At 74.8% G+C, this 23,473-nt stretch carries 16 protein-coding genes; 5 read left to right on the forward strand and 11 right to left on the reverse strand.

Annotated elements, in window-relative coordinates; genetic code table 11:
- Window position 1: 1 nt before the first annotated feature.
- The 4 genes from BMX74_RS33090 to BMX74_RS33105 all read right to left on the reverse strand — a co-directional run bounded on the left by BMX74_RS33090 (window position 2) and on the right by BMX74_RS33105 (window position 5,734).
- Window positions 2-1,327, reverse strand: coding sequence for a VWA domain-containing protein (locus tag BMX74_RS33090; protein WP_091104508.1), 1,326 nt, complete (start codon window positions 1,325-1,327; stop codon window positions 2-4).
- On the reverse strand, window positions 1,324-2,706 hold the full coding sequence (locus BMX74_RS33095) for a hypothetical protein (RefSeq protein ID WP_055508857.1): 1,383 nt from the start codon (window positions 2,704-2,706) through the stop codon (window positions 1,324-1,326). The genes BMX74_RS33090 and BMX74_RS33095 overlap by 4 nt, the downstream gene beginning before the upstream one ends.
- Window positions 2,706-3,188, reverse strand: a complete 483-nt coding sequence (locus BMX74_RS33100) for a hypothetical protein (RefSeq protein WP_055508859.1) — start codon at window positions 3,186-3,188, stop codon at window positions 2,706-2,708. The genes BMX74_RS33095 and BMX74_RS33100 overlap by 1 nt, the downstream gene beginning before the upstream one ends.
- Before the next feature lie 173 nt (window positions 3,189-3,361).
- Window positions 3,362-5,734 carry a polysaccharide lyase 8 family protein gene (locus BMX74_RS33105; RefSeq protein WP_177227606.1) on the reverse strand — a complete coding sequence of 791 codons (2,373 nt, stop codon included), beginning with the start codon at window positions 5,732-5,734 and terminating at the stop codon, window positions 3,362-3,364.
- Window positions 5,735-5,864: 130 nt separating this feature from the next.
- On the opposite strand from BMX74_RS33105, the gene BMX74_RS33110 reads away from it, so the two are divergent.
- The gene (locus BMX74_RS33110) at window positions 5,865-6,335 is read left to right on the forward strand and encodes a VOC family protein (RefSeq protein WP_091104511.1); all 471 of its coding nucleotides are present in this window, start codon (window positions 5,865-5,867) and stop codon (window positions 6,333-6,335) included.
- Window positions 6,336-6,476: 141 nt separating this feature from the next.
- On the opposite strand, the gene BMX74_RS33115 is transcribed toward BMX74_RS33110, so the two are convergent.
- The 5 genes from BMX74_RS33115 to BMX74_RS33135 form a co-directional block, all read right to left on the reverse strand.
- On the reverse strand, window positions 6,477-7,265 hold the full coding sequence (locus tag BMX74_RS33115) for a CPBP family intramembrane glutamic endopeptidase (protein WP_091104513.1): 789 nt from the start codon (window positions 7,263-7,265) through the stop codon (window positions 6,477-6,479).
- Window positions 7,266-7,415: 150 nt separating this feature from the next.
- Window positions 7,416-10,178 (reverse strand): AfsR/SARP family transcriptional regulator, encoded by a 2,763-nt coding sequence (locus BMX74_RS33120; RefSeq protein WP_055508864.1) that lies wholly within the window; start codon window positions 10,176-10,178, stop codon window positions 7,416-7,418.
- A 176-nt stretch (window positions 10,179-10,354) separates the two neighbouring features.
- Window positions 10,355-13,660, reverse strand: coding sequence for an ATP-binding protein (locus BMX74_RS33125; RefSeq protein ID WP_177227607.1), 3,306 nt, complete (start codon window positions 13,658-13,660; stop codon window positions 10,355-10,357).
- An 83-nt stretch (window positions 13,661-13,743) separates the two neighbouring features.
- On the reverse strand, window positions 13,744-14,274 hold the full coding sequence (locus tag BMX74_RS33130) for an ATP-binding protein (protein ID WP_091104516.1): 531 nt from the start codon (window positions 14,272-14,274) through the stop codon (window positions 13,744-13,746).
- Between the two features lie 85 nt (window positions 14,275-14,359).
- Window positions 14,360-16,651 carry a xanthine dehydrogenase family protein molybdopterin-binding subunit gene (locus tag BMX74_RS33135; RefSeq protein ID WP_091104518.1) on the reverse strand — a complete coding sequence of 764 codons (2,292 nt, stop codon included), beginning with the start codon at window positions 16,649-16,651 and terminating at the stop codon, window positions 14,360-14,362.
- A gap of 80 nt (window positions 16,652-16,731) precedes the next feature.
- On the opposite strand from BMX74_RS33135, the gene BMX74_RS33140 reads away from it, so the two are divergent.
- A complete protein-coding gene (locus BMX74_RS33140; protein ID WP_091104519.1) occupies window positions 16,732-17,217 on the forward strand; it encodes an MSMEG_6728 family protein in 486 nt (161 codons plus the stop codon).
- A 46-nt stretch (window positions 17,218-17,263) separates the two neighbouring features.
- Here BMX74_RS33140 and BMX74_RS33145 read toward each other — a convergent pair whose 3' ends face one another.
- Together BMX74_RS33145 and BMX74_RS33150 are read right to left on the reverse strand one after the other, a co-directional pair.
- Window positions 17,264-18,766 (reverse strand): multicopper oxidase family protein, encoded by a 1,503-nt coding sequence (locus tag BMX74_RS33145; RefSeq protein WP_055508872.1) that lies wholly within the window; start codon window positions 18,764-18,766, stop codon window positions 17,264-17,266.
- Entirely contained in the window at window positions 18,763-19,878 is a 1,116-nt protein-coding gene (locus BMX74_RS33150) for a carboxymuconolactone decarboxylase family protein (RefSeq protein WP_091104521.1), read from the reverse strand. The genes BMX74_RS33145 and BMX74_RS33150 overlap by 4 nt, the downstream gene beginning before the upstream one ends.
- 194 nt (window positions 19,879-20,072) lie before the next feature.
- Here BMX74_RS33150 and BMX74_RS33155 point away from each other — a divergent pair, with 194 nt between their 5' ends.
- The 3 genes from BMX74_RS33155 to BMX74_RS33165 all read left to right on the forward strand — a co-directional run bounded on the left by BMX74_RS33155 (window position 20,073) and on the right by BMX74_RS33165 (window position 23,348).
- The gene (locus tag BMX74_RS33155) at window positions 20,073-21,260 is read left to right on the forward strand and encodes a sensor histidine kinase (protein ID WP_055508876.1); all 1,188 of its coding nucleotides are present in this window, start codon (window positions 20,073-20,075) and stop codon (window positions 21,258-21,260) included.
- Window positions 21,257-21,922, forward strand: a complete 666-nt coding sequence (locus BMX74_RS33160) for a response regulator (protein WP_055508878.1) — start codon at window positions 21,257-21,259, stop codon at window positions 21,920-21,922. The genes BMX74_RS33155 and BMX74_RS33160 overlap by 4 nt, the downstream gene beginning before the upstream one ends.
- Before the next feature lie 229 nt (window positions 21,923-22,151).
- Window positions 22,152-23,348 carry an RNA-guided endonuclease InsQ/TnpB family protein gene (locus BMX74_RS33165; RefSeq protein ID WP_143078851.1) on the forward strand — a complete coding sequence of 399 codons (1,197 nt, stop codon included), beginning with the start codon at window positions 22,152-22,154 and terminating at the stop codon, window positions 23,346-23,348.
- Window positions 23,349-23,473: the final 125 nt, after the last annotated feature.

Consider the following 23,473-nt stretch of genomic DNA (forward strand, 5'->3'; position numbering starts at 1 on the left):
CCTAGGTGAGGAAGTTCTTGAGCTCGAACACGAGCTTGCGGATGTGGCCCGAGATCACGGGAGTGCCCAGGTCCTTGAGTTTCTGGCGGTACCACGGGTCGACGCTCTGGTACCCGGAGCTGTTCACCGAGCCGACCGGGATGAACTTCACCCCCGAGCGGTGCACCGCCTCGAAGTCGTTGATCAGCGCGCGGTTGTCGTAGAAGTCCGAGATCCAGACCATCACGGTGTTGCGCGGGTCGGCGATCTTCGGCTTGGCCAGCGCCATGGCGGCCGTGCCGTCGGTGCCGCCGCCGAGCGTGGTGCGCAGCAGCACCTCGAACGGGTCGTGCACCCACGGCGTGAGGTCGAGCGCCCGGGTGTCGTACGCCAGGAGGTGCACGTCCACCTTGGGCAGCCCGGCGAAGATCGACGCCAGGATGGTGCAGTTGACCATGGCGTCGACCATCGAGCCCGACTGGTCCACCACCACGATCAGGCGGGCCGGCGTGGTGCGGCGGGCCGTGTGCCGGTAGTACAGCCGGTCCACGTACAGCCGCTGATCCTCGGGGCTCCAGTTCGTGAGGTTCTTCCAGATCGTGCGCTCGATGTCGAGGTTGCGGAAGACCCGCTTCGGCGGCACCGACCTGTCGATGACGCCCACGCTGGTCTTCTCCACCTGCGTGCGCAGGACCTCGGCGACCTCGTCCACGAACCTGCGGATGAGCGCCTTGGCGTTGGCCAGGGCGACGCCCGACAGGTTCGACTTGTCGCGCAGGAGCTGCTCGATCAGCGACATGCTGGGCGTCAGCTGCTTGGCCAGCGCCGGGTCGGCGAGCACCTCGCGCAGGCGCATGCGCTTGACGAGGTCGCCCTCCATGCCGGCGAGCCAGGCGGCCAGCTCCTCGTTGCCGGGGCCCGAGCGCAGCTGACCGGGCTCGCAGCCCATGCCGCGTTCGAACCAGGCTGCGTCCTGCTTCCAGCGGGCCAGGTCGGCGGCGGTGACGTCGCCGCTGCCCGTGGCGAACACGTTGAGCAGCAGCTTCGACACCAGCGCGGCGCGGCGCACCTCGTCGCCGTCGGCCCCGGCCCGCGCCGGGTCGTCGTCGGGGTCCTGCTCCGCCATGAGGTTCTGGAACTCCTCGCCCAGCTCCGGGTAGCGCTGGACGAGGGTGTCGACGGACACGGCGGGGTCGAGCAGGGCGGGCGGCAGGCCGAGGTCGTCGACGATCGCGACGCTCGACGACTCCAGCGACGGCTGCTCGTCCGCGCCGAACAGGCGCGACATCAGCCGCCAGTAGAGCAGCTGACGCCGGTGCTCTGCGGCGTTGTCGGGGGATTCGCTCATTTCCGCAGCAGCCGTCCCGCCCGCTCGCGCAGCACGGCGACGACGTCGCCGGCCTTGGCCTCGGCCTTGACCGCCTTCGGGTCGGTCGGCCCCGTCGCCCAGTCGGCGGTGTGGACGGCGACCGGCTTGCGCTTGACCGCCGTCTGCACGGCGAGCGGCTGCAGCAGCCAGCGGCCGTCCCAGCGCAGCAGCCCGACGCAGCCGGTGGAGGCGGCGACCAGCTCGGGGGTGAGCGGGCCGCAGGCGGGCAGCCGGTCGAGGTCCCACTCCAGGCCCTCGCCGCCGACGTCGAGCGTCGTGCCGTCGGTGGTGTAGCCCTCCAGCAGCACCGGCTCGGCGATGCGCACCGGGTGGCGGTCGAGCGGCGGCACCGGCGCGGCCACGGCCCCGCCGAGCATGACCCGCGCCGTCGTGAACGGGTCGGCCTCCGCGCCTGCGGTCGCGCGGTCGTCGTGCCAGACCAGGTCGCCGCCGGGCAGCAGCGGCAGGTCGGTGACGTCCAGGACGCGCCGCTCGGCCAGGGCGCCCATCAGCACCGGGTACCCGGCGAGCAGCCGCCACACGGCGGGGCCGACGATGGTCTCCACCTTCGCCGCGGCCACGCTGGTGCGCACCAGGCGGGGCGTGCCGCCGCCCGCGGGCTCCAGCACGCCGTGGACCTGGACGCGGACCACCGTGCCGTGCTCGTGCACGTCGGCGCCGAGGACGAGGAGGCGTCCCGACACCGGCTCAGCCGTGCCCTGCCAGGGGCCGGACTGCGCGAGCAGCAGGCCCCGCGTCCACAGGTCGGCCCAGCGGCGGGCGGGCAGCCGGTCCACCGTGGCGACCGGGCAGGACGCGCGCAGTTCGGCGGCGAGCCCGTCGAGCAGCACGGCCAGGCCGCGCAGCTCCGGGACGCCGAGCAGCGCCTCGACGGCCTGGTCGCAGGCCGTGACGAGGTCGTGGTCCACGCCGCGCCAGCCGGTGATGGCCAGCTCGCGCAGCCACACCCGGCAGCCTTCCAGCAGGTTGACGGGGATCCCGGCGGCCGGGGCCGCCGGCTGCCACGCCTCCCTGGTGCGCCCGAGCGCCGCGTCCAGGCCGGACAGCAGGGCGTCGTGCACCGCGCCGAGCAGCGCGGCCCGGCCGCCGGCCAGCGCCGCGAGGTGCTCGTCGGCGACGGAGCCCGCCGCCACCTTCTCGGCCGCCTCGGCGATCCGCGCCCCGACCGGTGTGGCCGCGAGCGCACCCGCCAGGCCGGACAGCGCCGACTCCGCCTCCTCGCCGACCCTGGCGAACCCCAGCGCGAACGCGCCGTCGAAGCCCGTCACCAGGTCGAGCGCCTCACCCGTTCCCGCGGGCAGTCCCGTGAGCAGCTCCCCGAGCCGCGTGTCCGTCATCACCGCACCGCCGGGAACCAGTGGAGCTCCGCCAGCGGGGCGGTGCTGTCGGGAACCTCCAGGTAGGCGAGGTGGCGCAGGAACCTGGCGAACACCGCGGCGGCGGGCGCCCGCGTGGGGCCGCCGCTCAGGCTGCCCAGCAGGTCGCCCCCGGCCGCGACCTCGACGCGCAGGTAGCGGGCCACCCGGTCGAGGCCGTACTGGAGGACGGCCTCGTCGGCCAGCGCGCGCAGGTGCTTGCACGGCGTGCCGTACAGCCCGCCGCACGGGCGGTTGTTGTTGGTGCTGCACGTGTACGCGTGGGTGCCGGCGGCGATCGACGAGACGTAGACCCGTGCGATGTCGGATCCGCTCGACACGACGCCCTGCAGCCGTCCGTCCGCGAGTTCGACGAACGGCACCTTGGCGAGTTTGCGCGGCTGCACGGGCGGGACGACCCGCACCACGCTGCGCTGTTCCCACGCGGAGATGTCCGCGTCCAAGCCTTTCGACCTCCAGAAGGGAAGGGTCGCGGGAGCTCGCGCGCACGGCGGCGTCACCGCGATCGAATGATCAACGAGCCGCGAATCTACCGGAGGCGACTGACAATCGAAGCGAATCAGACCTATTACCCCGGCTCAGGTGGGGCCGACGGGGCCCACGCTCACCGTGACCGTCAGCTCAGGTGGAGCCGGTCGGGGCCGAGGCTCACCGTGACCGTCAGCGACGCGCCCTGCCGGTCGGCGAGCGGCCCGAAGGCGAGCGCCAGCCGGTCGCCCGCGGTCGCGCCCATCAGCAGCGGATGCCCCTCGACCAGGCCCGACACCGGGCGGTTCCACGTCACGACGAGGCTGTCCAGGTCCTCGCGCGGATCCGACACGGTCACGGCGGCCGTGCCGTCACCGCGCTCCCTGACCAGCACCGAGCAGGGCGCCGACGCCGTCAGCGGGCCGGCGGCGCCGCCGCGCCAGAAGTTCACGGCCGTCAGCCCGAGCGACGGCACCGCGACGCCCTGCCGTCCGGCGGTGTTGGCGAGCGGCAGGACGCCGGCCTGACCGGCGGCGCGGGCGCGCGTCTCGTCCAGGGTCGCGCCCGGGAGCAGCACGTAGAGGTAGGACGCCGAGCCGGGGTCCACGCCGTGGTCGAGCCAGAGGGTGACGTGGTCACGGCCGCCACCGGCCGCGCCCGCACGCGCCGTCCCGCCGCCCTCCGTCGCGCGCCCTGTCCCGCCGCCCTCCGTCGCGCGCCCCGCCTGGCCGCCCTCCCCCGCCTGCCCGTCCTCCCCTGCCCCTGGGCGGTGCTCGCGCAGGGTACGCAGTCCGCCGCCGGGCACCAGGTAGCCGCCGTGGCCCTCCAGGTGCGCCCAGCCCGGCCCCACGGAGAGCGCGGCGTCCGTCCTGCGGTTGTCCACGACGGTCTCGACCGGCACCCCGTCCGCGCAGGTGATGCCCGCGCCCAGGCACACCACCGCGTCGTCGAGGAAGAACCACGACCTGAGCGCCTCCAGCGTGCTGCCCAGCCCGTACAGGTGCTGGCCGACGGCGGCGTACCTGCCGTCGGTCGTGCCGCCCACCCAGCGGGCCGGCGGGCAGGAGCCGCCCCACGCCTCCCCCGCGCCGTCCGGCAGGCGGCGCGTCGAGACCGTCGTGCCGGGCAGCCGGTACGGGTCGGCGGTCCGCCAGAACCCGTCGGAGTACTGGTCGCCGTGGCCCCCCGCCCACCACTGCAGCATGCCCGCGCCGGTGTGCCAGCCGCGCCGGTTCTCGCCGTTGCCGTGCTCGTAGTGCGCCACCCGGTGCGACGCCATGCTGAGCGCCGCGCACCAGCCGGGCCCGCGGTGCACCGCCCGCGCGCTCATCGGCATCAGCCGGTGCCCGCGCGGCTCGTCCAGAGCGGGCACGGCGTCGTCGGCCACGACCGGGGCCAGGCGGGCGTGCAGCGCCAGGTCGGCGTGGTCGAGCATCGGCCGGGCGGCGTCACGCAGCGCCCACCCCTTCACCAGGCCGTGCCAGCGCGACCGCCGCTCCGCCGAGGCCGACTCGGCCAGCAGCAGGAGGGCGGAGGCGATGGCCCGCCCCCTCGCGTGGTCGCCGTACGGCTGCCTGCCGACGGCTCTGCCGCTCACCGCGTCCATGCAGAGCCCGTCGTGGACGAACGGCGTGAACGACCGCTCGACCATCTCGTGGAAGCCGGGTGGCGCCTCGACCTCCCAGGGGGAGCCGCGCAGCACCGCGAGCAGCGCCGCCAGACCGCCCAGCAGCACGGCGCCGTACGTCCCCTGGTACGGCACGTGCGTGTGCTGGATGAACGAGCCGTCGGCGTAGAACCCGTCGCCCTCCCGCACCAGCGGGAACACCGGGGCGAGCGCCGAGGCCGCGCGCCGCGCCCCCTCGTGGTCGGAGCGCAGCGCGGCCAGCAGCAGCCGCACCGTGCACAGGTCCACCCGGTTGGCGCCGGTGCTGGTGCCCCGGTAGAAGGCGAGCCGGCGTTCAGGGACGAAGTGGTCCACGGCGTCGGCCAGCGCCCTGCTCCGCCGCTCGCCCAGGTGCGGGCCGACCAGCAGGGCCGCGTCCAGCAGCGCCTTCGGCACGCCGATCTGCCACGGCCACCAGTTGCCCGTCTGGCGGGCGCTCGCGGCGTACACGCGGGCCCGGTAGTGGTCCACGCCCGCGGCGACCGCTCCGGCAAGACCGGCGTCACCGGTGAGGCCCGTGCCGGGCAGCGCGTACGCGCGGGCCATCGTCTGGAGCCTGCCCGGGGTGACGCCGAACGACGGGAACGGCCGGCCGGGCCAGAGCGAGCCGTCGGACGGCGCCATCGCGTCGCGGTGCCGCGCCGCCCGCTCTCCCAGCGTCCGCAGCATCGTCCGGTACGGCTCCGCCGCCGGGTCGAAGCCGGACCCGGCCGTCGCCTCCAGCCACCGCGCGCGCAGCCGGACGAAGGAGTCGTCGGGCGTGTACGCGGGCCGCGCGGGCAGCAGCGCGCCGAGCGTCCCCGCCGCCGCGACGCCGCCGAGCAGGAGGAGGGATCGCCTCGATAGGGCCGCCACGCCTGGATTATGGCTGCTCAGCCAGGTTCGGGGAACGAGAGGAGAAAATCTTCGCCGCCCGTGTCGATCCTGGGGTCCCGTGTTCGACGCGTTGGTGACCGTGAAGGAAGACCGGCACGCGGAGGGATCCATGCAGAAGATCACGACGTTCCTGTGGTTCGACAGCCAGGCCGAGGAGGCCGCCGAGTTCTACACCTCGCTGTTCGCCGACTCCCGCGTCGTGGACGTGCAGCGCCACGGCGAGGCGGGCCCCGGGCCGGAGGGCACGGCGATGCTCGTGACGTTCGAGCTGGCCGGGCAGCGTTTCCTGGCGCTCAACGGCGGCCCGCACTTCCGCTTCACCGAGGCGGTCTCGCTGTACGTCGACTGCGAGTCGCAGGAGGAGGTGGACGAGCTGTGGGCCAGGCTGACCGAGGGCGGCGAGGAGTCGCAGTGCGGCTGGCTCAAGGACAGGTACGGGCTGTCGTGGCAGATCGTCCCGAGGGTGCTGGGCGAGCTGATGAGCGACCCCGACCGGGCCAGGGCGGGGCGCGTCACGCGGGCCATGCTCGGCATGAAGAAGATCGAGATCCAGGGTCTGCTGGACGCCGCCAGGGGCTGACCGGCACGGCGCTCCTGACCGGCGGGAGCGCCGCCTCCCGGGCGCGGGCGACGCTCCTGACCGGCGGGGGCGCCGCCTCCCGGGCGCGGGCGGCGCTCCTGACCGGCGGGGGCGCCGCCTCCCGGGCGCGGGGCGCGGGGCTCAGGCCCTCGCCCCGCGCGGCGCCGTCAGCAGCAGGGCGACGGCGAGCAGCGCGGTGAGCACCGCCTGCGTGGCCATGAGCACGGCCTGCGTGGTGTAGCCGGGCAGCAGCGACTGCACGGTGTTCAGCGTGGCGTGCACGGCGACCGCCGACGGCACGCTGCCGCCCGCGCGCTCGTACAGGCAGACCATGACGACCCTGATGGCGACGGTGGCGACGAACCACCAGGCGATCCACGCCGGGGAGCGGCCGGCCTGGAACAGCGGCACGAGGTGCCAGAGCGCCCACACCACGCCGATGACCAGCCCGGCGGCCAGGGCGCCCCGGCGGGCGCGCAGCGGCTCGACGGCGTACCCCATCCAGCCGGCCTCCTCGCAGAACGCCGCGACCAGGTACACCGCGAGCAGCGGCAGCGCGGCGGCGAGAGCGCCGTGCTCGCCGGGGACGGGCATCCCCGCGAGGGCGACCAGCCCGGACGCGGCCAGCGAGACGGCAGGCGACGTCAGCAGGCTCGCCAGGAGGGCGCGGGGCTCGCGCAGGCCGCGCGGCGCGAGCGAGCGCCGCAGCAGCCCGCCGACGGCGCCGCGACCCTCGCGCCACCGTGCCATGATCACGGCGGCGATCAGCGGGGACGGGAACATGAGCGCCGCCACGGGTAAGTCCATCGGCAGCAGCGGCAGCTTCCCCCCGGACGCGCCGGCCACCCAGAACGGCACGCCGAGCAGGAACACCAGGCCGAAGAACGCCCACACCCGCCGCTCGCCCGCTAACCGGCCCTCAGACGCCATGCTGCGATTATCCACACCACCCCGTCCGGTGCGGCCGGCGCGGGGCGGGAGCCCGGCGCGCCGGAGGCGGGGGCGGGACCGGGCGGCCTCCCGCCGGGGCGAGCGGAACGCGGGGCCTGGCGGCCTCCCACCGGGGCGGCGGAAGGGGCGTCAGTGGACCAGCAGCCGGTCGAGCAGCGCGTGCACCTGCGGGAAGGACATCGAGGAGCCCTCGCGCAGGCACGCCGACAGCTCCTCGGGCGGCAGCGCGCGGTGCACCGCCTCCACCCGGGCCGGGGCCTCCAGAGGGTCCATCTCGACGGGCGAGAAGCCGATCCTCGTGGCGTTGGCCTCCACCGCGCCGAGCAGGCGCGCGCCGTCGCGCGGCGAGCCGGTGAGCGCCAGCGCCGCCGCCACGGTGTGGGCGATGACCAGCCAGGACGTGATGTCCCTGTCCTCGTGGACGCGGCGCAGGGTCGGCGCGGCCTTGGCGATCACGCGGTCCGCGCGCCCCAGCCGCAGGTCGATCTTCATCATCAGCCAGGTGGACGACCCCAGCACGAACGTGTGCGCGTGGGCCGTGGCCACCTCGATCGACTCGATCAGCGGCTCCCTGGCCGCCTCGACCTGGCCCGCGAACATCAGCAGCATGCCGAGGCTCATCAGCGCCTCGGCCTCCAGCCAGCCCATGCCCGCCACCCTGGCGAGGTCCAGCGCGGCCCGCACGTCCGCCACCGCGTTCGGCACGCCGCGGATGCCGCCGAACAGCGCGCCGTACGTGATGCCCTGCGCCTCCGCGACCAGGTCGCCCGCGGCCCGCGCCACCTCGGCCGCCTGCCGGGCGCGCTCGTGCGCCGCGGCGAAGTCGCCGACCAGGTAGTGCAGCCCGGCCATGCCGATCAGCGGCCGCGACCGCACCGCGGGAGGCGCGTCCGGCGACAGGTCCATGGCGGCGGACAGGCAGGCCAGCCCCTCGGCGACGTGCCCCCTGCGGTACCAGAACCACGACAGCGCTCCGCCCAGCCGCAGCGCGTACTCGCCGTCGCCCGCGAGCAGGGCGGAGGTGAAGGCCGCGCGGTGCTCGGCCTGGTCGGCGATGAGCAGGTCCATCGCGGGGACCGCCTGCTCGCCGCGCAGCCTGGCCTCTGCGGCCTCGGCCCTGGCGAGCACCCAGGAGCGGTGGGCCTCCTGCGCGGACGCCAGCGCGGCGGCGTCCTGCCTGGCGCGGGCGAACTCCTTCAGGGTCTCCAGCATCCGGTAGCGGCGCGGCGACGTGCCGGGCTCGACGGAGAGGAGCGACTTGCGCACCAGCGCGGCGACGCCCTCCAGCACCGGCCGCCCGCACACGGCCGAGGCCGCGTCCAGGTCGAAGCCGCCCGCGAAGACGCTGAGCCGGTGGAACAGCTCGCGCTCCGGCGCGGCGAGCAGGTCGTAGCTCCACTCGACGGTACGCGCCATGGTCCGGTGCCCGGCGGCGAGGACGGAGAACCTGTCGTCCATGGAGGCGAGGATCTGCTCGACCGACAGCACGCGGCACTGCCCGGCGGCCAGCTCCACGGCCAGGGGCAGCCCGTCGAGCCCGGCGCACAGCCGCCCGACCTGCCCCAGCTCGGCCGCGCTCGGCTCCCAGCCGGGGGCCGCGGCCCGCGCGCGGCTCACGAACAGCTCGCCCGCCTCGGACGTGGACAGCGGCGGCACCTCGTACAGCGCCTCGCCGGGCACGCCCAGCGCCTCCCTGCTGGTGGCGAGCACGCGCAGCTCGCCCGCGCCGCCCAGCAGCACGGTGACGACCTCGCGGACGGCATCCACGAGGTGCTCGCAGTTGTCCAGCACGAGGAGCGTCCGCCGCCCGCGCAGGGCCAGCACCAGCCGCTGCGGCGTGGCGGAGCCCGACAGGCCCAGCACCTCCGCGATGGCGTCGGCGAGCAGCGCCGGGTCGCGCAGCCCTGCCAGCTCCACCAGCCAGGGGCCGTCGGCGTCGCCGCGCTCGCGGGCCGCCTCCAGAGCAAGCCTGGTCTTGCCGATGCCGCCGGGCCCGGCCAGCGTGACCAGGCGGTGCTCGCGCAGCAGCGCGCCCACCTGCGCGGTCTCGGCGACCCTGCCGACGAGGCCGGTGACGGGGAACGGCAGGTTGCCCGCCGTCGGACGGGGCGGGGGCGCCGGTTCCGGCCGCAGGGCGTCGTCCTGGGCGAGCACGGCGGCTTCCAGCTCGCGCAGCGCGGGGCCCGGGTCGATGCCCAGTTCCTCGGCGAGCACGCGGCGCGCGGTACGCAGCGCGGCGAGCGCGTCGCCCTGCCGTCCCGAACGGTACAGGGCGAGGACGAGCAGCTCCCAGCCGCGCTCGCTCATGGGCTGCTCGGCGGTGAGCTTCTCCAGCTCGGGCACGGCGGCGGCGTGCCTGCCGAGCGCGAGCTGCGCCTCGAACAGGCTCTCCCTGGCCGACAGGTACAGCCCTTCCAGCCTGGCGATCTCCGGCACGGCGAACGCCACGCCCGCGAACTCGCCGTACGGCTGGCCGCCCCACAGGCCGACGGCCTCGGTGAGCACGTCGGACGCGGCGGCGGCCTCGCCCGACTCCAGCAGCGCCCGCCCCTCCCCGACCAGCCGGACGAACCGCTCCGCGTCCACGGCGTCGGCGTCGACGCGCAGCGTGTAGCCGTTGCCGACGCGGGCCAGCACCCCGGACGGCGACCTGTTGGCACGTTCCGGTTCGAGCGCCTTGCGCAGCCTGGCGATGTAGGAGTGCAGCGTCGGCATGGTGGGCGGGTCCTCGTCGCCCCAGGCGGCGTCGAGCACCCGTTCGGCCGAGACGACCTGGCCGCGGGCGGCGACGAGCACGGCGAGGACGGCCCGCTGGCGGGGGCCGCCGAGCGGGACGTCCACCCCGTCGATCTCGGCGGCGATCGGGCCGAGCACGTTGACGCGGAGCGCCATTTCCCACCTCAGTTCCGCTGCCTGGGACAACGAAGCTTAGATGACATTTTGAACGATATGTCGGCCATTTTTGTCCTGACTCATCCGTCTTCCTGACGGTCGGGATGGGAGTCGTACAGGCCGCGGTGGGCGCGTGGTGAGGCGGCGGCGCGCCGTCGCCGGGCAGCCGGGGTGTGTCAGGAACGTGCGGGGCCGGTGGCGTCCGCGGCGAGGTGGAGCCGGGGCCGCGCCGGGCACCTGCTCGCCGTGCCCGCCGCGCGGTCGCGCCACCAGCGCAGCCCGGCGGCCTCCGCCCGGCGCTCCAGCGCGGCGAGGTGCCCCAGCGCCACCTCGCGACGGCCCGCCGCCGACGCCAGCAGCGCCAGGTACCAGTCCACCGGCCCGGCGCACAGCACCGCCGACAGCGCCGAGACGCGCCCCTCGTACGGCAGCAGCGTGGCGTACAGCGCGCGGCACTCGTGGGCCCGGCCGAGCGCGGCCACGGCGGCGGCCCGCAGGCACGTCATGGTGAGCCACGACCAGTCCAGCGGAGGCGCGGGCCTCGGGCCGCCGTTGAGCCTGCGCGCCTCCTCCAGCCGCCCCTGCGCGCAGAGCTGCAGCGTACGGGCGTCGTGGTCGAGCGTCGGGTGGACGCCGCGCACCGCGTCGATCAGCGGCCCGGCGTCGGCGATCGCGCCCCGGTGGTAGCTCAGGCCGATGCGTCCCATCGTCACCGCCTGGGCGGCGTGCCACACGCCGAGGTGCCGCGCCTGGGCGGCGGCGTCCTCGTACAGGGCGTCGGCGTCGTCGAAGCGGCCGTCGAGCGCCACCCTGTTGGCCCGCCACAGCGTGTGCTGGAACCTCGGCCACGGCAGCGGCAGCCGGTCGAGCAGCGCCTCGCAGCGGGCGGCGGCCCGGTCGGCCGCCTCCACGTCGAACAGCTCCAGCCGGTTGTGGGTGTCCATCATGTGGGCGAGCAGCTCGAACCCCGGCTCGCCCTCCGACAGCCGGTGCAGCTCGCGGGTGATCTCCATGAGCTCGGGGACGCGCTGCGGCTGCGGCAGCGACTGGTGCCTGGCGTTCAGGGTGCGCATCAGCAGGCGCCGGTCGCCCAGCCGCCTGGCCATGGCGACGGCCTGCGCGGACAGCTCGTCGCCCCGCGGGTCGCCGGTGCCGTCGTAGAGCTCCTGCGCCAGCCCGGCCAGCAGCATCGCCCGCTCTGGGCTGTCCGCGGCGGGCAGCGCGGCGAGCGCCCTCTCGAACCGGTGCACCAGCCGCAGCTCCACCGCCTCGTACGGGTCGCGCAACGTCCACACGGCCGGGGTGTCGAGCGCGGTCAGCGCGCGCACGAGCAGGTCGGAGGCGCAGCCGACGCGATCGGCCGCCCGCATGGCGGCGGCCCTGACGTTCCGCGCCCCGATCGGGTCGCCCGCGAGCAGCAGCGCCCGCACCTGGCGCAGCAGCAGCTCCACGTGCTCGGCCGGGTCGCCGCCCGCGCCGTCGTGGGCCTCGACGGCGTGCCCGAGCCAGGTCGCCGACTCCGCGTACGCCAGGCGCAGCTCCGCCTGCTCGGCGGCCGCAGACGCCCAGCGGACCGCCTCCGCGTACCCGGCGGGCCCGGCCTGCACGGCGTGGTGGGCGATGACCGCCACGTCGGCGGAGGGCCTGGCCGCCAGCGCCGCGGCCACGTCCCTGTGGACGGCGGCCTTGCGCAGCGGCGGCAGGTCGCGGACCAGGGCCTCGCGCAGCAGGTCGTGGGCGAAGGCCAGCTTCCTGCCCCTGGTGTCGAGCAGACCCTCCTTGACGGCGAGGTCGAGCACGTCGTACGCGCCGTCTCCGGCGGCCCCGGCCACGAGCACCGGGTCGAACTCCCTGCCGATCACGGCGGCCACGGCGAGCACCCGGTTGACGTCGTCGAGCGCGTCGAGCCGCATCCGCACGAGCTCGGTGACCGCGTCGGGCACGCGGTCCACGGGAAGGTCTCCCGCGAGGTCCCCGCCGGCGGCCCCGGCGAGCAGCTTCAGGCTCTCCCGCAGGAAGAACGGGTTACCGCCGGTGCAGTCGGTCATGCGCAGCACCGACCTCGTGTCCAGCTTCACCCCCATGTCGGCGGCGACGGCGCGCACGGCGTCGGGCGCGAGGCCGCCGACGCGCAGGCGGAGCAGGTCGTGGCGCGGCAGCGGGTTCGGCACGTCGCGGGCGCCGGTGCGGAACGCGGCCACCACCGTGATCTGGACGCCGTGCGGGGCGGTCAGCACGACGAGGTCCCTGAGCAGGCCGAGCGACGCGGAGTCCGCCCACTGGAGGTCGTCCAGGAGGACGACCAGCGGCTGGGCGCGGGCCGCCGCCGTCAGCCACGCGGCGAGCGCCTGGTTCCTCCGCAGCAGCAGCGCGTCGGGCGAGCCGTCCCGCGGTTCCACGTCGAGGAGGCCGGCCGCCGACTCGCCGCCGGGCGGGGGGCAGTGCTGTTCGAGCGCGCCGAACACCTGCGTCCACGGCCACAGCGGCGGCGTGCCCTCCGCGTCGTGGCAGCGCCCCCACAGCACCAGACGGCCCAGGCGGGTGGAGCAGTGCTCGTCGAACGCCTCCAGCAGCCGCGTCTTGCCGATGCCCGGCTCCCCCCGGACCGTGCCGGCCGCGAGGCCGTCGCGCCCGGCGAGCGCCACCAGCTCGGCGAGCTGCTCGTCGCGGCCGCGCAGCGCGTCCCCCGCCGGGCGGGGCGCGGGGGCGGGAAGGACCGCCGCGTCGGTGACCGGTTCGAGGGTGTCGACCTGGCGGAGGATGTCCTCCTCCAGCGCGCGCAGCTCGGGGCCGGGGTCGAGGCCCAGCTCGTCGGCGAGCAGGCGCCCCGCCCTGCGCAGCACCGCCAGCGCCTCCGCCTGCCGCCCGGTGCGGTACAGCGAGAGCGCGAGCAGCGACCACAGGCGTTCGCGCAGCGGGTTCGCCGCGGTCTCCGCCTCCAGCTCGTTGATGACGGCCTGCGGACGGCCCAGGTCGAGCAGCGCCCTCGCGCGGCGCTCCACCGCGACCAGGCGCAGCTCGCACAGCCGGGCCACCTCGGTGACCGCCCACCGCTCGTCGCGGAACTCCTCGTACGGCGTGCCGCGCCACAGCGCCAGCGCCTCGTCCAGGCAGGCCAGCGCCTCGGCGGGCCCGCGGAACTCGGCGCGGCTCACCAGGTCGGCGAACCGCGCCGCGTCGACGTCCTCCGCCGCCAGCAGGTAGCCGGGCGGACGGCCCACCAGCAGCCGCGGCGGCGTCCGGGGGCCTCGGCCGGGCTCGACGGCGCGGCGCAGGTTGGACACGTACGAGTGCAGCGTCGGCACCGCGCTCGGGGGCGGGGCGTCACCGTACAGGTCGGCGATCAGCGTGTCGGTGGCGACCACCGCGCCCTGCGCGATCAGCAGCCTGGCCAGCACCGCACGCGGGCGCGGCCCGCCCAGGGCGACGGGCGCCCCGCCGGGGACGCGGACCTCCAGCGGCCCCAGAACTCGGAATTCCACCTCTGCTTCACCTATGCGCTCGTCCGGCACAACGCGGGCGGCACCACCGTGGCAGAGGCGACTTGCAAGGCACTGGAAACGATCTACGACCGCCGCCTGAACGGCACCACCTCCGCCCGGCGCTCCTCGCGTGGCAGCGCGAACCAGGTGGCCTTGCCCACCAGGTCGGGACGGGTGACGTAGCGCTGCGGGTGGAAGCCGTGGAACCCGTCGGAGAGCGCGGCGACGATGCGCAGGCCCCGCCCGTGCTCGGCGGCGTGCTCGGCGGGGCCGTGGGCGGGGCCGTGGGTCAGGGGCGAAGGCGGCAGCGGGCTGGCGTCCACCACGACGCACATGATCTCCTCGGCGCCGAGGTGCAGCGCCAGCTCGTAGGGCGGCTCCCCGTACAGGAGGGCGTTGGTGACCAGCTCGCTGGCCATCAGGACGGCGTCGTCCACGACGTCCGGGGCGAGGCCGAGCCCGGACAGCTCGTGGCGGACGACGGCCCGCGCCTCGCGCACGGACCGCGCGTCGGCGGGCAGCGGCCACGCGTGCCGCGTCCCGCCCTGCCGCGCCTGCCCGCGCACGCGGTCCGGTCTGGTGGTGGTCGCTCGGATCCGGCTTTCGTTCAGCATGAGAACCTGCCTCGGTGTGAACGGACGCGGCTGTCCAAACGTGTACGCACGGCGGGCCGCCCCGGATCAATCGGCCGCCGGACCGCTACCCGCGCAAGCGCCAGAGGACCTGCGGCGTGAGGGGCAGGTCGGTGACGCGCCCCGCCAGCTCGGGCAGCGCGGCGGCGACGGCGTTGCCGATGGCCGCGGGCGGGCCGATCGTGCCCGACTCGCCGACGCCCTTCATCCCGCCCGGCGTCACCGGCGAGGGCGTCTCCAGCAGGACGACCTCGATGTCCGGGACCTCCCTGGTCGTCGGGATCAGGTAGTCCGTGATCGGCTGACCGTCGTCGGAGTAGACGATCTCCTCGGTGAGCGCCATGCCGATGCCCTGCGTCACGCCGCCCCGCAGCTGCCCCTCCACGATGGACGGGTTGACGAGCACGCCGGAGTCGTTGACCACCCAGTAGCCCTCCAGCTCGACCGCGCCCGTCTCCGGGTCCACGGCGACGGCCGCGGCGTGCGCCCCGTACGCGAAGGTGCAGGCGGCGGGGTCGTAGCTGACCCGTTCCTCCAGGCCGGGAGCGACGCCGCCGGGCAGGTCCCAGCCGCGCCAGGCGAGCGTGGCGACCTCGCGCAGCGGCACCGACGAGCGCGGGTCGCCCTTCACCCTGATCTCCGAGCCGTCGAGCTCCAGGTCGCCTGGCGCGGCCTCCAGCCGGTGCGCGGCGATGGCGAGCAGCTTCTCCCGCAGCCGGGCGGCGCCCCTGATGACCGCGCCGCCGCCGACCGTCAGCGAGCGGCTCGCGATCGACCCGATCGACGAGTACGGCGACGTCCCCGTGTCCCCGAGGACGACGCGCACCCGGTCGATCGGCACGCCGACGTGGTCGGCGGCGAGCTGCGCGAGCGTCGTCTCGATGCCCTGCCCCATGCCGACGACGCCCGACGACACGGTGACGGAGGCGTCCTGCTCCATCCGCAGGACGGCCGTCTCGTAGCCGCCCGCCAGCATGCCCATGGCCTTCATGTCCATCGACGGGCCGAGCCCGGTGCTCTCGACGTGGCAGGAGTACCCGACGCCGCGCCTGCGCCCGTCGTCCTTCGCGGGGACGTCGTCCTTCATGGCGACCAGGTCGCGCAGCGTGCGCAGGGCGCGCGGGTAGTCGCCCGAGTCGTACGTCTGCCCCATCCGCGTGGTGCACGGCAGCTCGCCCGGCTCGATCATGTTGCGCAGCCGCAGCTCGACGGGGTCGAGCCCGAGCCGCCTCGCGGCCTCGTCGACGAGCCGTTCCCTGGTCCAGGTCGCCTCGGGCTGGCCGAAGCCGCGGTAGGAGCCGGTGGGGGTGGTCGTGGTGACGGCGGCGCGCAGCCGCACGGCGACCCGCTCGAACCGGTAGGGCCCGGGGATCGTGGTGGCGGTGACGGCGAGCGGCGACGTGCCGACGTTCGACGGATGGGCGCCGAGGTCGCCGAGCACGTCCACGTGGAGCGCGGCGAAGCGCCCGTCGGCGTGCAGCGCGAGCCTGCCCCTGTGGACGGCGGCGCGGGCGGGCAGCGTCGAGACCAGCCGGTCGCCGGGCGACTCGGTCCAGCTCACCGGGCGGCCGAGCCGCATCGCGGCGAGGCAGACGAGCACCTCGTCGGGGTAGACGTGCTCCTTGCCGCCGAACCCGCCGCCGGTGTCGCCGCCGACGACGCGCACCCGGTCGTGCGGCAGCCCGAAGGCGTCGGCGACGTGCTCGCGAACGTGGTGCGGCGCCTGCGTCGCGATGCGGATCGTCAGCTCGCCGTCGTCGTACGAGGCGACGACCCCGCGCGGCTCCATCGGGTGGGGCGAGACCCGCCCGATGCGGAACGTCATCTCGACGACGTGCGCGGCCCCCTCGAAAGCGGCCTCGCAGTCGGGGTCGCCGATGACGAAGTCGGTGACGGTGTTGGCGCCCCACTCGGGGTGCAGCAGCGGCGCGTCAGGTTCGACGGCCCGCTCGGGGCCGACGACGGCGGGCAGCTCCTCGAGGTCGAGGTCGAGCAGGTCGGCGGCGTCCCTGGCGGCCTCCGGGCCGGTGGCGACGACGACGGCGACGGGCTGCCCGACGTACCTGACGACGGTGTCCAGCACCGGGTAGGAGGTCATGCGCTGCCCGGGGGCGAGCGTGACGCAGGGCAGGCGGAGCCCTTCCGCGTCGGCGGGGACGATCACGTCGAGCACCCCGTCCGCGGCCCGCGCGGCCTTGGCGTCGCAGCCCAGCAGCCTGGCGTGGGCGACCGGGCTGCGCACGACGACGGCGTACGCCATGCCCGGCAGCCTGACGTTGCCGACGTAGCGCGCCTTCCCGGTCAGCAGCCTGGAGTCTTCCCGGCGCGGCGTCCTGGCGCCCACATAGGTGTCTCCCATGAGGCGATTGTGAGCGCCGCCGCCCGCACGGTCCATGACCTCCGCCGTACGGGGAAGCGGTAGGTCATCGGGGGTACAACATGCAGACTTTCCTGCCATATCCGGATTTCAGGGAGACCGCGGGGGTGCTCGACCCCCTCCGTCTGGGCAAGCAGCGCGTCGAGGCGCTGCAGATCCTGCGCGCCCTCACCGTGCCCGGCTACGGCTGGCGCCACCACCCCGTCGTGACGATGTGGGCCGGGTACGAGGAGGCGCTCGTGCGCTACGGCCTGGAGGTGTGCCTCACCTGGCAGTCCGCCGGGCGGGCCGACACCTGCGCCGCCACCATGGCGAGCGAGCTCGCGGAACGCTGCGGCAGACCCGCCGTCCGCGGCCAGGACGAGCTGCGGACCGCCCGCGAGCTGCCGCCCTGGCTCGGGGACGAGGCCCTGCACCGCAGCCACCGCTCCGCCCTGCTGCGCAAGGACCCCGCCCACTACCGGCCGCTGTTCGGCGACGAGCCCGACGACCTGGCGTACGTGTGGCCGTGCTCCGACCGGCCGCCCGCCTGCCTGCCGCCCACCTGATCGGACGATGTGCGGGTGGCCGTGCTCCGACCGGCCGCCCGCCTGATCAGACCACCTCGAAGCCCGCCATCATGGCCATGTCCTCGTGCTCCAGGTTGTGGCAGTGCAGCACGTACCTGCCCCGGTAGTCGGTGAACCTGGTGACGATCTCGACGGTCTGCGCTTCGCGCAGCTCCACCGTGTCCTTCCACTCCGGCGGCCCCTCGACGCGTTCGCCGTTGACCGACAGCACCTGGAAGGGCGACAGGTGCAGGTGCACCGGGTGGGCCACGTCGCTGGTCAGCCGCCAGACCTCGACGTCGCCGAGCCGGGACCTGGCCTCCATCCGCGCCGGGTCGAACGGCCTGCCGTTGATCAGCCAGCCCCTCCCGCCGTGCAGGCTGCCGCTCGTGAACTCGAAGTCGCGCGTCACGGCGGCCCTGGCCGGGTCGAGCCGCTCCACCGACGACAGGCGCGACGGCACGGCCGAGTCGTCCGGCTCGTCCCGGTCCACCAGGAACCGCATCACCTTGCCCTGCGCCCCCTCCGCCGCCAGGTTGCGCAGCTCCACCCGCTCCCCCAGCTTGTACGCCGAGAAGTCCACGACCACGTCGGCGCGCTCGCCGGGGGCCAGCCTGATCTGGTCCACCGTGCGCGGCGCGGCCAGCAGCCCGCCGTCCGTGCCGATGCGCACCAGCGGCCGGCCGGTGGCCAGCTCGTACGGGCGGGCGTTCGACCCGTTGCACAGCCGCAGCCGGTAGCGCGCCCTGGCCACCCGCAGCTCGGGCCAGGGCGCGCCGTTCACCAGGATGACGTCGCCCAGCACACCCCCCATGTACGCCTCCAGCACCCCCGGCTTCCCCTCCAAGCCGGGGTAGAGCAGCGTCCCGTCGGCGGCGAACGAGCGGTCGCAGATGAGCAGCGGCACGTCCCTGTCGCCGGACGGCAGGCGCAGCGCCTCCTCCTCGGCGTCTCCGACGATGAACATCCCGGCCAGCCCGCGCCACACCTGCGGCCCCGTGTAGTCCATCCGGTGGTCGTGGTACCAGAGCGTGGCGGCGCGCTGCCGCATCGGGAAGGCGTACTCGCGGTCGGCCCCGGCCGCCACCAGGTCGGTGGGGTAGCCGTCGGACTGGGCGGGCGTGTGGCCGCCGTGCAGGTGCAGCACGGTCGGCTCCGGCAGCCGGTTGACCAGCTTGACCACGACGGGGCGTCCCGAGCGGGCCTTGATGGTCGGCCCAGGGAAGGAGCCGTCGTAGCCCCAGATCCGGGTGCGCAGGCCGGGCAGCAGCTCCACGTCGGCGGCGCGCTCGGTCAGCTCGTAGACGTCGGTGCCGCCCTCGGTGCGTACGGGCCTGGCGACGGGCGGGATCGGCAGCGGCACCGCGAACGGCTTGGGCAGCGGGGCCGCGCTGGCCAGGAGCTGCGGCTGCGGCGAGCCCCCCAGCAGGGAGCAGCCGGGCACGGCCGCCGCCGCGAGCGCGCCGAGCCCGAGCAGCCGCAGCGCGCCACGCCGGGTGAACGCCGGACCGGCCGCCTGGCCGTCCACGGCGCGCAGGTCGGGCGTCATGCCGGGCCTCCCGTCGTCCGCGAGGGTGCCGCGTCGCCCGCGGGTCGGGCCGGGCGTCCCGTCAGGTGGAGCAGGGCCTGGGCGCGTTCCGTGGCCGCGACCGCGCCGAAGGCGCACAGGCGCACCAGGTCCTCGTCCGTGCCTCCGCCTGGACCGGCGTCCCGGGCGACGGCAGGACCGGCGGCGCGCCAGGCGGCCACGTCCGCGTCGGTCACCCGGTACGGCGCGAGCGCGACGAGCAGCGCGAGCCTGGCCGCCGGGCGGTCCCGCTCGGGCAGCGCCGCGAGCGGCTCCGACAGCCAGGAGGCGCCCATGGGCGGGTGCTCGCCGTCCCAGGCGGCCACCGCGTCGAGCACCACGTCGCGCGCGTCCTGGCCGAGCAGCGCGCCGCCCGCGCCGCCCGCCGCACGGAGCGCCGCGTACGCCGCCCCGACCGGCGTGCCCTCCGCCCAGACCGGCTCGGGACCCACCGGCAGGTGGGCGACCAGGGGCAGGCTCGCGCCCGGCGTGAGCGGCCTGCGTACCGTGCGGGCCAGCGCCCTGCCGCCCGCGCTGCGCACCAGCCGCGACTTCTGCAGGTTGCCCGGCAGCAGGTTCTCGGTGAGCAGCGCGGAGGCGATGCGGTTGATGAAGTGGAACGCGAGCGCGGTGCCGACGTACTCGGGCGCCTCGGCGTCGGGGAACGGCAGGCCGGAAGCGGGCAGAGCGGCGGGCAGGGCGGCGGTGGACGGCGCCCTGGTGGACGCGGCCCAGGCCAGCAGGTCCGCGTGCCAGGGGTCGGAGGGGGTGCCGCCCGCGGCGATCGTCTCGGCCAGGTCGTGGTCTCCGGTGGCGTGCAGGAGCGTGGCGTGCGCGGCGACGCAGAACGGGCACCGGTTCGCGATCGAGACGCCCAGGGCGACGACCTCCTTGCCGGTCCTGGACGCCTTCCCCGCCAGCAGCGACTCGCGCAGCATCGCCCACGTCGCGGCCAGCACGTCCTGGGCGGGCGACATCGTCAGGAAGACCGCCATGCGGGCCATGCCGAAGTCTCGTGAGAGCTGCGCGTACACCTCTGCGACCAGCCCGGTCGCCTCCTGCGGGCGCACCGGGGAGACGTAGCGGAGGGCCATCACGTGGCCCCGTTTCGCGTCGTGTTCATGGTCGCCATCGTGACCCCGGGCAGGTCGCCCGGTCGTCGTGCTGCGGGAGGCTCCTGCGGCTACCGCCCGTGAAGCAGCTCCCGGGGGCGTACCACGGCGGGAGTACGTACCGTTTCCCTCCCTCAGGGGAGGATTTCGACCGCCCAGGGATCTACTGTTCGGGAATGACCTCTGCGCACGACTGGCGCCCGCTCGCCGCCGACGCGGGGCTCGCGGCGTCGGTGGCCGTGATGGTGACGGCGTCCGCGCTGATCGTGCCCGCCACGGGGGCCGGCGCGGGCCCCGCCGACTACCTGGCCATCGTGATCGGCTCGCTGGCGCTCGTCGCCTGGCGGCGCGCCCCGCTGGCGGCCCTGGCCGTCAGCGCCGCCGCCATGCTCGTGTACGCCGTCCACGCCCAGCCCGGCCCTCCTGCGGCCTTCCCCGTGCTCGTGTCGGTGTTCGGGGCGGTGCGGGCCGGGCACCTGGTCCTTCCGGCCGCGGTGAGCGTGCTGTTCCTGGCCGGGAGCCTCGCGGTGAACCTCACCTCGGCCGCGGGCAGGCCGCCGCAGGAGATCGTCCAGGCGACCACGCTGCTGGTCGGCTGGTTCGTCGCCGCCGGGGTGGCGGCGACCGTGACCCGGCACAGGAACGCCTACCTGCGGCAGGCCGAGCAGCGCGCGGCCGAGGCGGAGCGCACGCGTGAGGAGGTGGCCAGGCGGCGGGCGAGCGAGGAGCGGCTGCGCATCGCGCGGGAGCTGCACGACTCGCTCACCCACAGCATCTCGGTGATCAAGGTGCAGGCGGGCGTGGCCGTGCACCTGACGCGCAAGCGCGGTGAGGAGGTGCCCGCGGCGCTGCTCGCCATCCAGGAGGCCAGCGGCGACGCCATGCGCGAGCTGCGCGCCACGCTGGAGGTGCTGCGCGAGCCCGGGGACACCGGGGACTCCCCCGACTCCCTGGACTCCGGGGAGAAGGCGCCCCCGAGCGGTCTCGACCGGCTCGGCGACCTGGTGGAGCGGGCCCGCTCGACCGGCCTGCCCGCCACGGTGACGATCTCGGGCGTGCCGCAGGGGCTCCCGCCCGAGGTGGACAGGGCGGCGTACCGGATCGTGCAGGAGGCGCTGACGAACGTCTCCAGGCACGCGGGCGGCGCGTCCGCCACGGTGCGCATCGACTACGGCGAGGAGGAACTGGTCGTGCAGGTGGACGACGACGGCCGGGCCAGGCCGGACGCCCCGCCCGTGCCCGGCGTGGGGCTGCTCGGCATGCGTGAGCGGGTCGCCGAGCTCGGCGGACGCCTGCGCGCTGAGCCGCGCCCCGAGGGCGGGTTCACCGTGCGGGCCGAGCTGCCGCTGGCGGGCGCGTCGTGATCAGGGTCCTGCTGGCCGACGACCAGGCGCTCATCAGGGGCGGCTTCCGCGCCCTGCTGGAGGCCGAGGACGACATCGAGGTCGTGGCCGAGGCGGCCGACGGCGAGCAGGCCGTCGCGCTCGCCCTCGAACACCGGCCCGACGTGGCGCTCGTGGACATCCAGATGCCGGTGATGGACGGCATCGAGGCGACCCGCCGCATCGCGGCCGACGAGCGGCTGGGCGGCGTCCACGTCGTAATCCTCACGAACTACGGCCTCGACGAGTACGTGTTCAACGCGCTGCGCGCCGGGGCGGGCGGCTTCCTCGTCAAGGACACCGAGCCGGACGACCTGCTCCAGGGGGTGCGGGTCGCGGCCAGGGGCGACGCGCTGCTGTCGCCCGCGATCACGAGGAGGCTGATCGGCGAGTACGTCGCCCGCCGCCCCGCGCCCGGCCCCGAGGGGCTGGAGCTGCTCACCAACCGGGAGCGCGAGGTGGCGGCGCTGGTGGCGCGCGGCCTGTCCAACGAGGAGATCGCCGCGCACATGGTGATCAGCCCGATGACCGCGAAGACGCACGTCAGCAGGGCGATGACGAAGCTCGGAGCACGCGACAGGGCCCAGCTCGTCGTCTTCGCGTACGAATCCGGACTTGTCGTACCAAGAGGGAGGGGTGGGTGACCCCCTCCGGCGGCCGGGAGACTCGCTACCGGATTCGTCCGCAGTGCTCCGCCCGGCCAGCGGTGAAGCGGACTGCATGATCTGCTCCATGCGTTCCAGGTGTGCCCCGGTGAATGCCCGGTGCCAGAACTTGGTCATGAACACCACGTGGGCGTGCATGATGAGAATACGGTGCCTGCCGGTTCCGATGTCTCCACACTGGGCTATGAATCATGGTTATGGTCACGGTGTGCAGCTCAGGTACGACTTCCGTCTCTATCCGACGCCGGGCCAGCGTCACGCCTTGGCCCGTGCGTTCGGGTGCGCCCGGGTGGTGTTCAACGACGGGCTGCGCGCACGACAGGACGCTCGGGAACAAGGCATGCCGTACATCTCGGATGGGGAGTTGTCCAAGCGGGTCATCACCGAAGCGAAGAAGACTCCGGGACGCTCCTGGCTGGGAGAGGTGTCCGCCGTGGTGTTACAGCAGGCGCTGGCGGATCTGAATGTCGCCTACCGGAACTTCTTCGCCTCTCTGACGGGGAAGCGGAAGGGGGCGAAGGTCGCCCCGCCCCGCTTCCGGTCACGAAAGGACAACCGGCAGGCGATCCGTTTCACGAAGAACGCCCGCTTCTGCATCACGGCCGGTGGGAAGCTGCGCCTGCCGAAGATCGGTGATGTTCCGGTGCGCTGGTCGCGGGACCTGCCCGCCGAACCGTCCAGTGTGACGGTGGTCAAGGACGCGGCCGGCAGGTACTTCGCCTCCTTCGTGGTCGAAACCAGCGATGTTCCGCTCCCGGAGTCGGCCGCCGAAGTGGGGATCGACCTCGGGCTGTCCCACTTCGCCATCACCTCCGATGGCCGGAAGGTGGAGAACCCGCGTTTCCTGCGCCGTGCCGAACGACGCCTGCGCAAGGCACAGCAGGAACTGTCCCGTAAGGACAGAGGTTCAGCGAACCGCCGCAAGGCCAGGGTCAAGGTCGCCAAGGCACATGCCAGGGTGGCCGACGCGCGCCGGGACTGGGCACACAAGCTCTCCACCCAGATCATCCGCGATAACCAAGCGGTGTACGTGGAGAACCTTGCCGTGTCCGGCCTGGGGCGCACCCGCCTTGCCAAGTCCCTTCACGATGCGGGCTGGTCGCAGTTCATCGGAATGCTGGTGTACAAGGCGGCCCGGTACGGCCGCCACTTCGCCAAGATCGACCGATGGTTCCCCTCCTCCAAGCTCTGCTCTGGCTGCGGGGCCGTCGCCGAGGCGATGCCGCTTGCCGTCCGGTCGTGGACCTGCCCGTGCGGGACGGTCCACGACCGGGACATCAACGCGGCGAAGAACATCCTGGCCGCCGGACGGGCGGACAGGCTAAACGCCTGTGGAGCGCGGGTAAGATCGGGGCCTGCCCCGGCACAGCGCGAGGAAGCAGGAAGCCTCAGAGGTGCCGCATGACGCGGCATGGGCTGAATCCCCGGCCTTAAGCTGGGGAGCGCGTCAAACTCGGGCTCGTCCAACCGGCCGAGATCTGTACGGCGAGGCTCTTGGCCATGGGCGGCGGCCCTAGGCCCCCGTCCCCC

Origin of the sequence: Nonomuraea pusilla (genome assembly GCF_900109355.1) — a bacterium.
Taxonomy (GTDB): domain Bacteria; phylum Actinomycetota; class Actinomycetes; order Streptosporangiales; family Streptosporangiaceae; genus Nonomuraea; species Nonomuraea pusilla.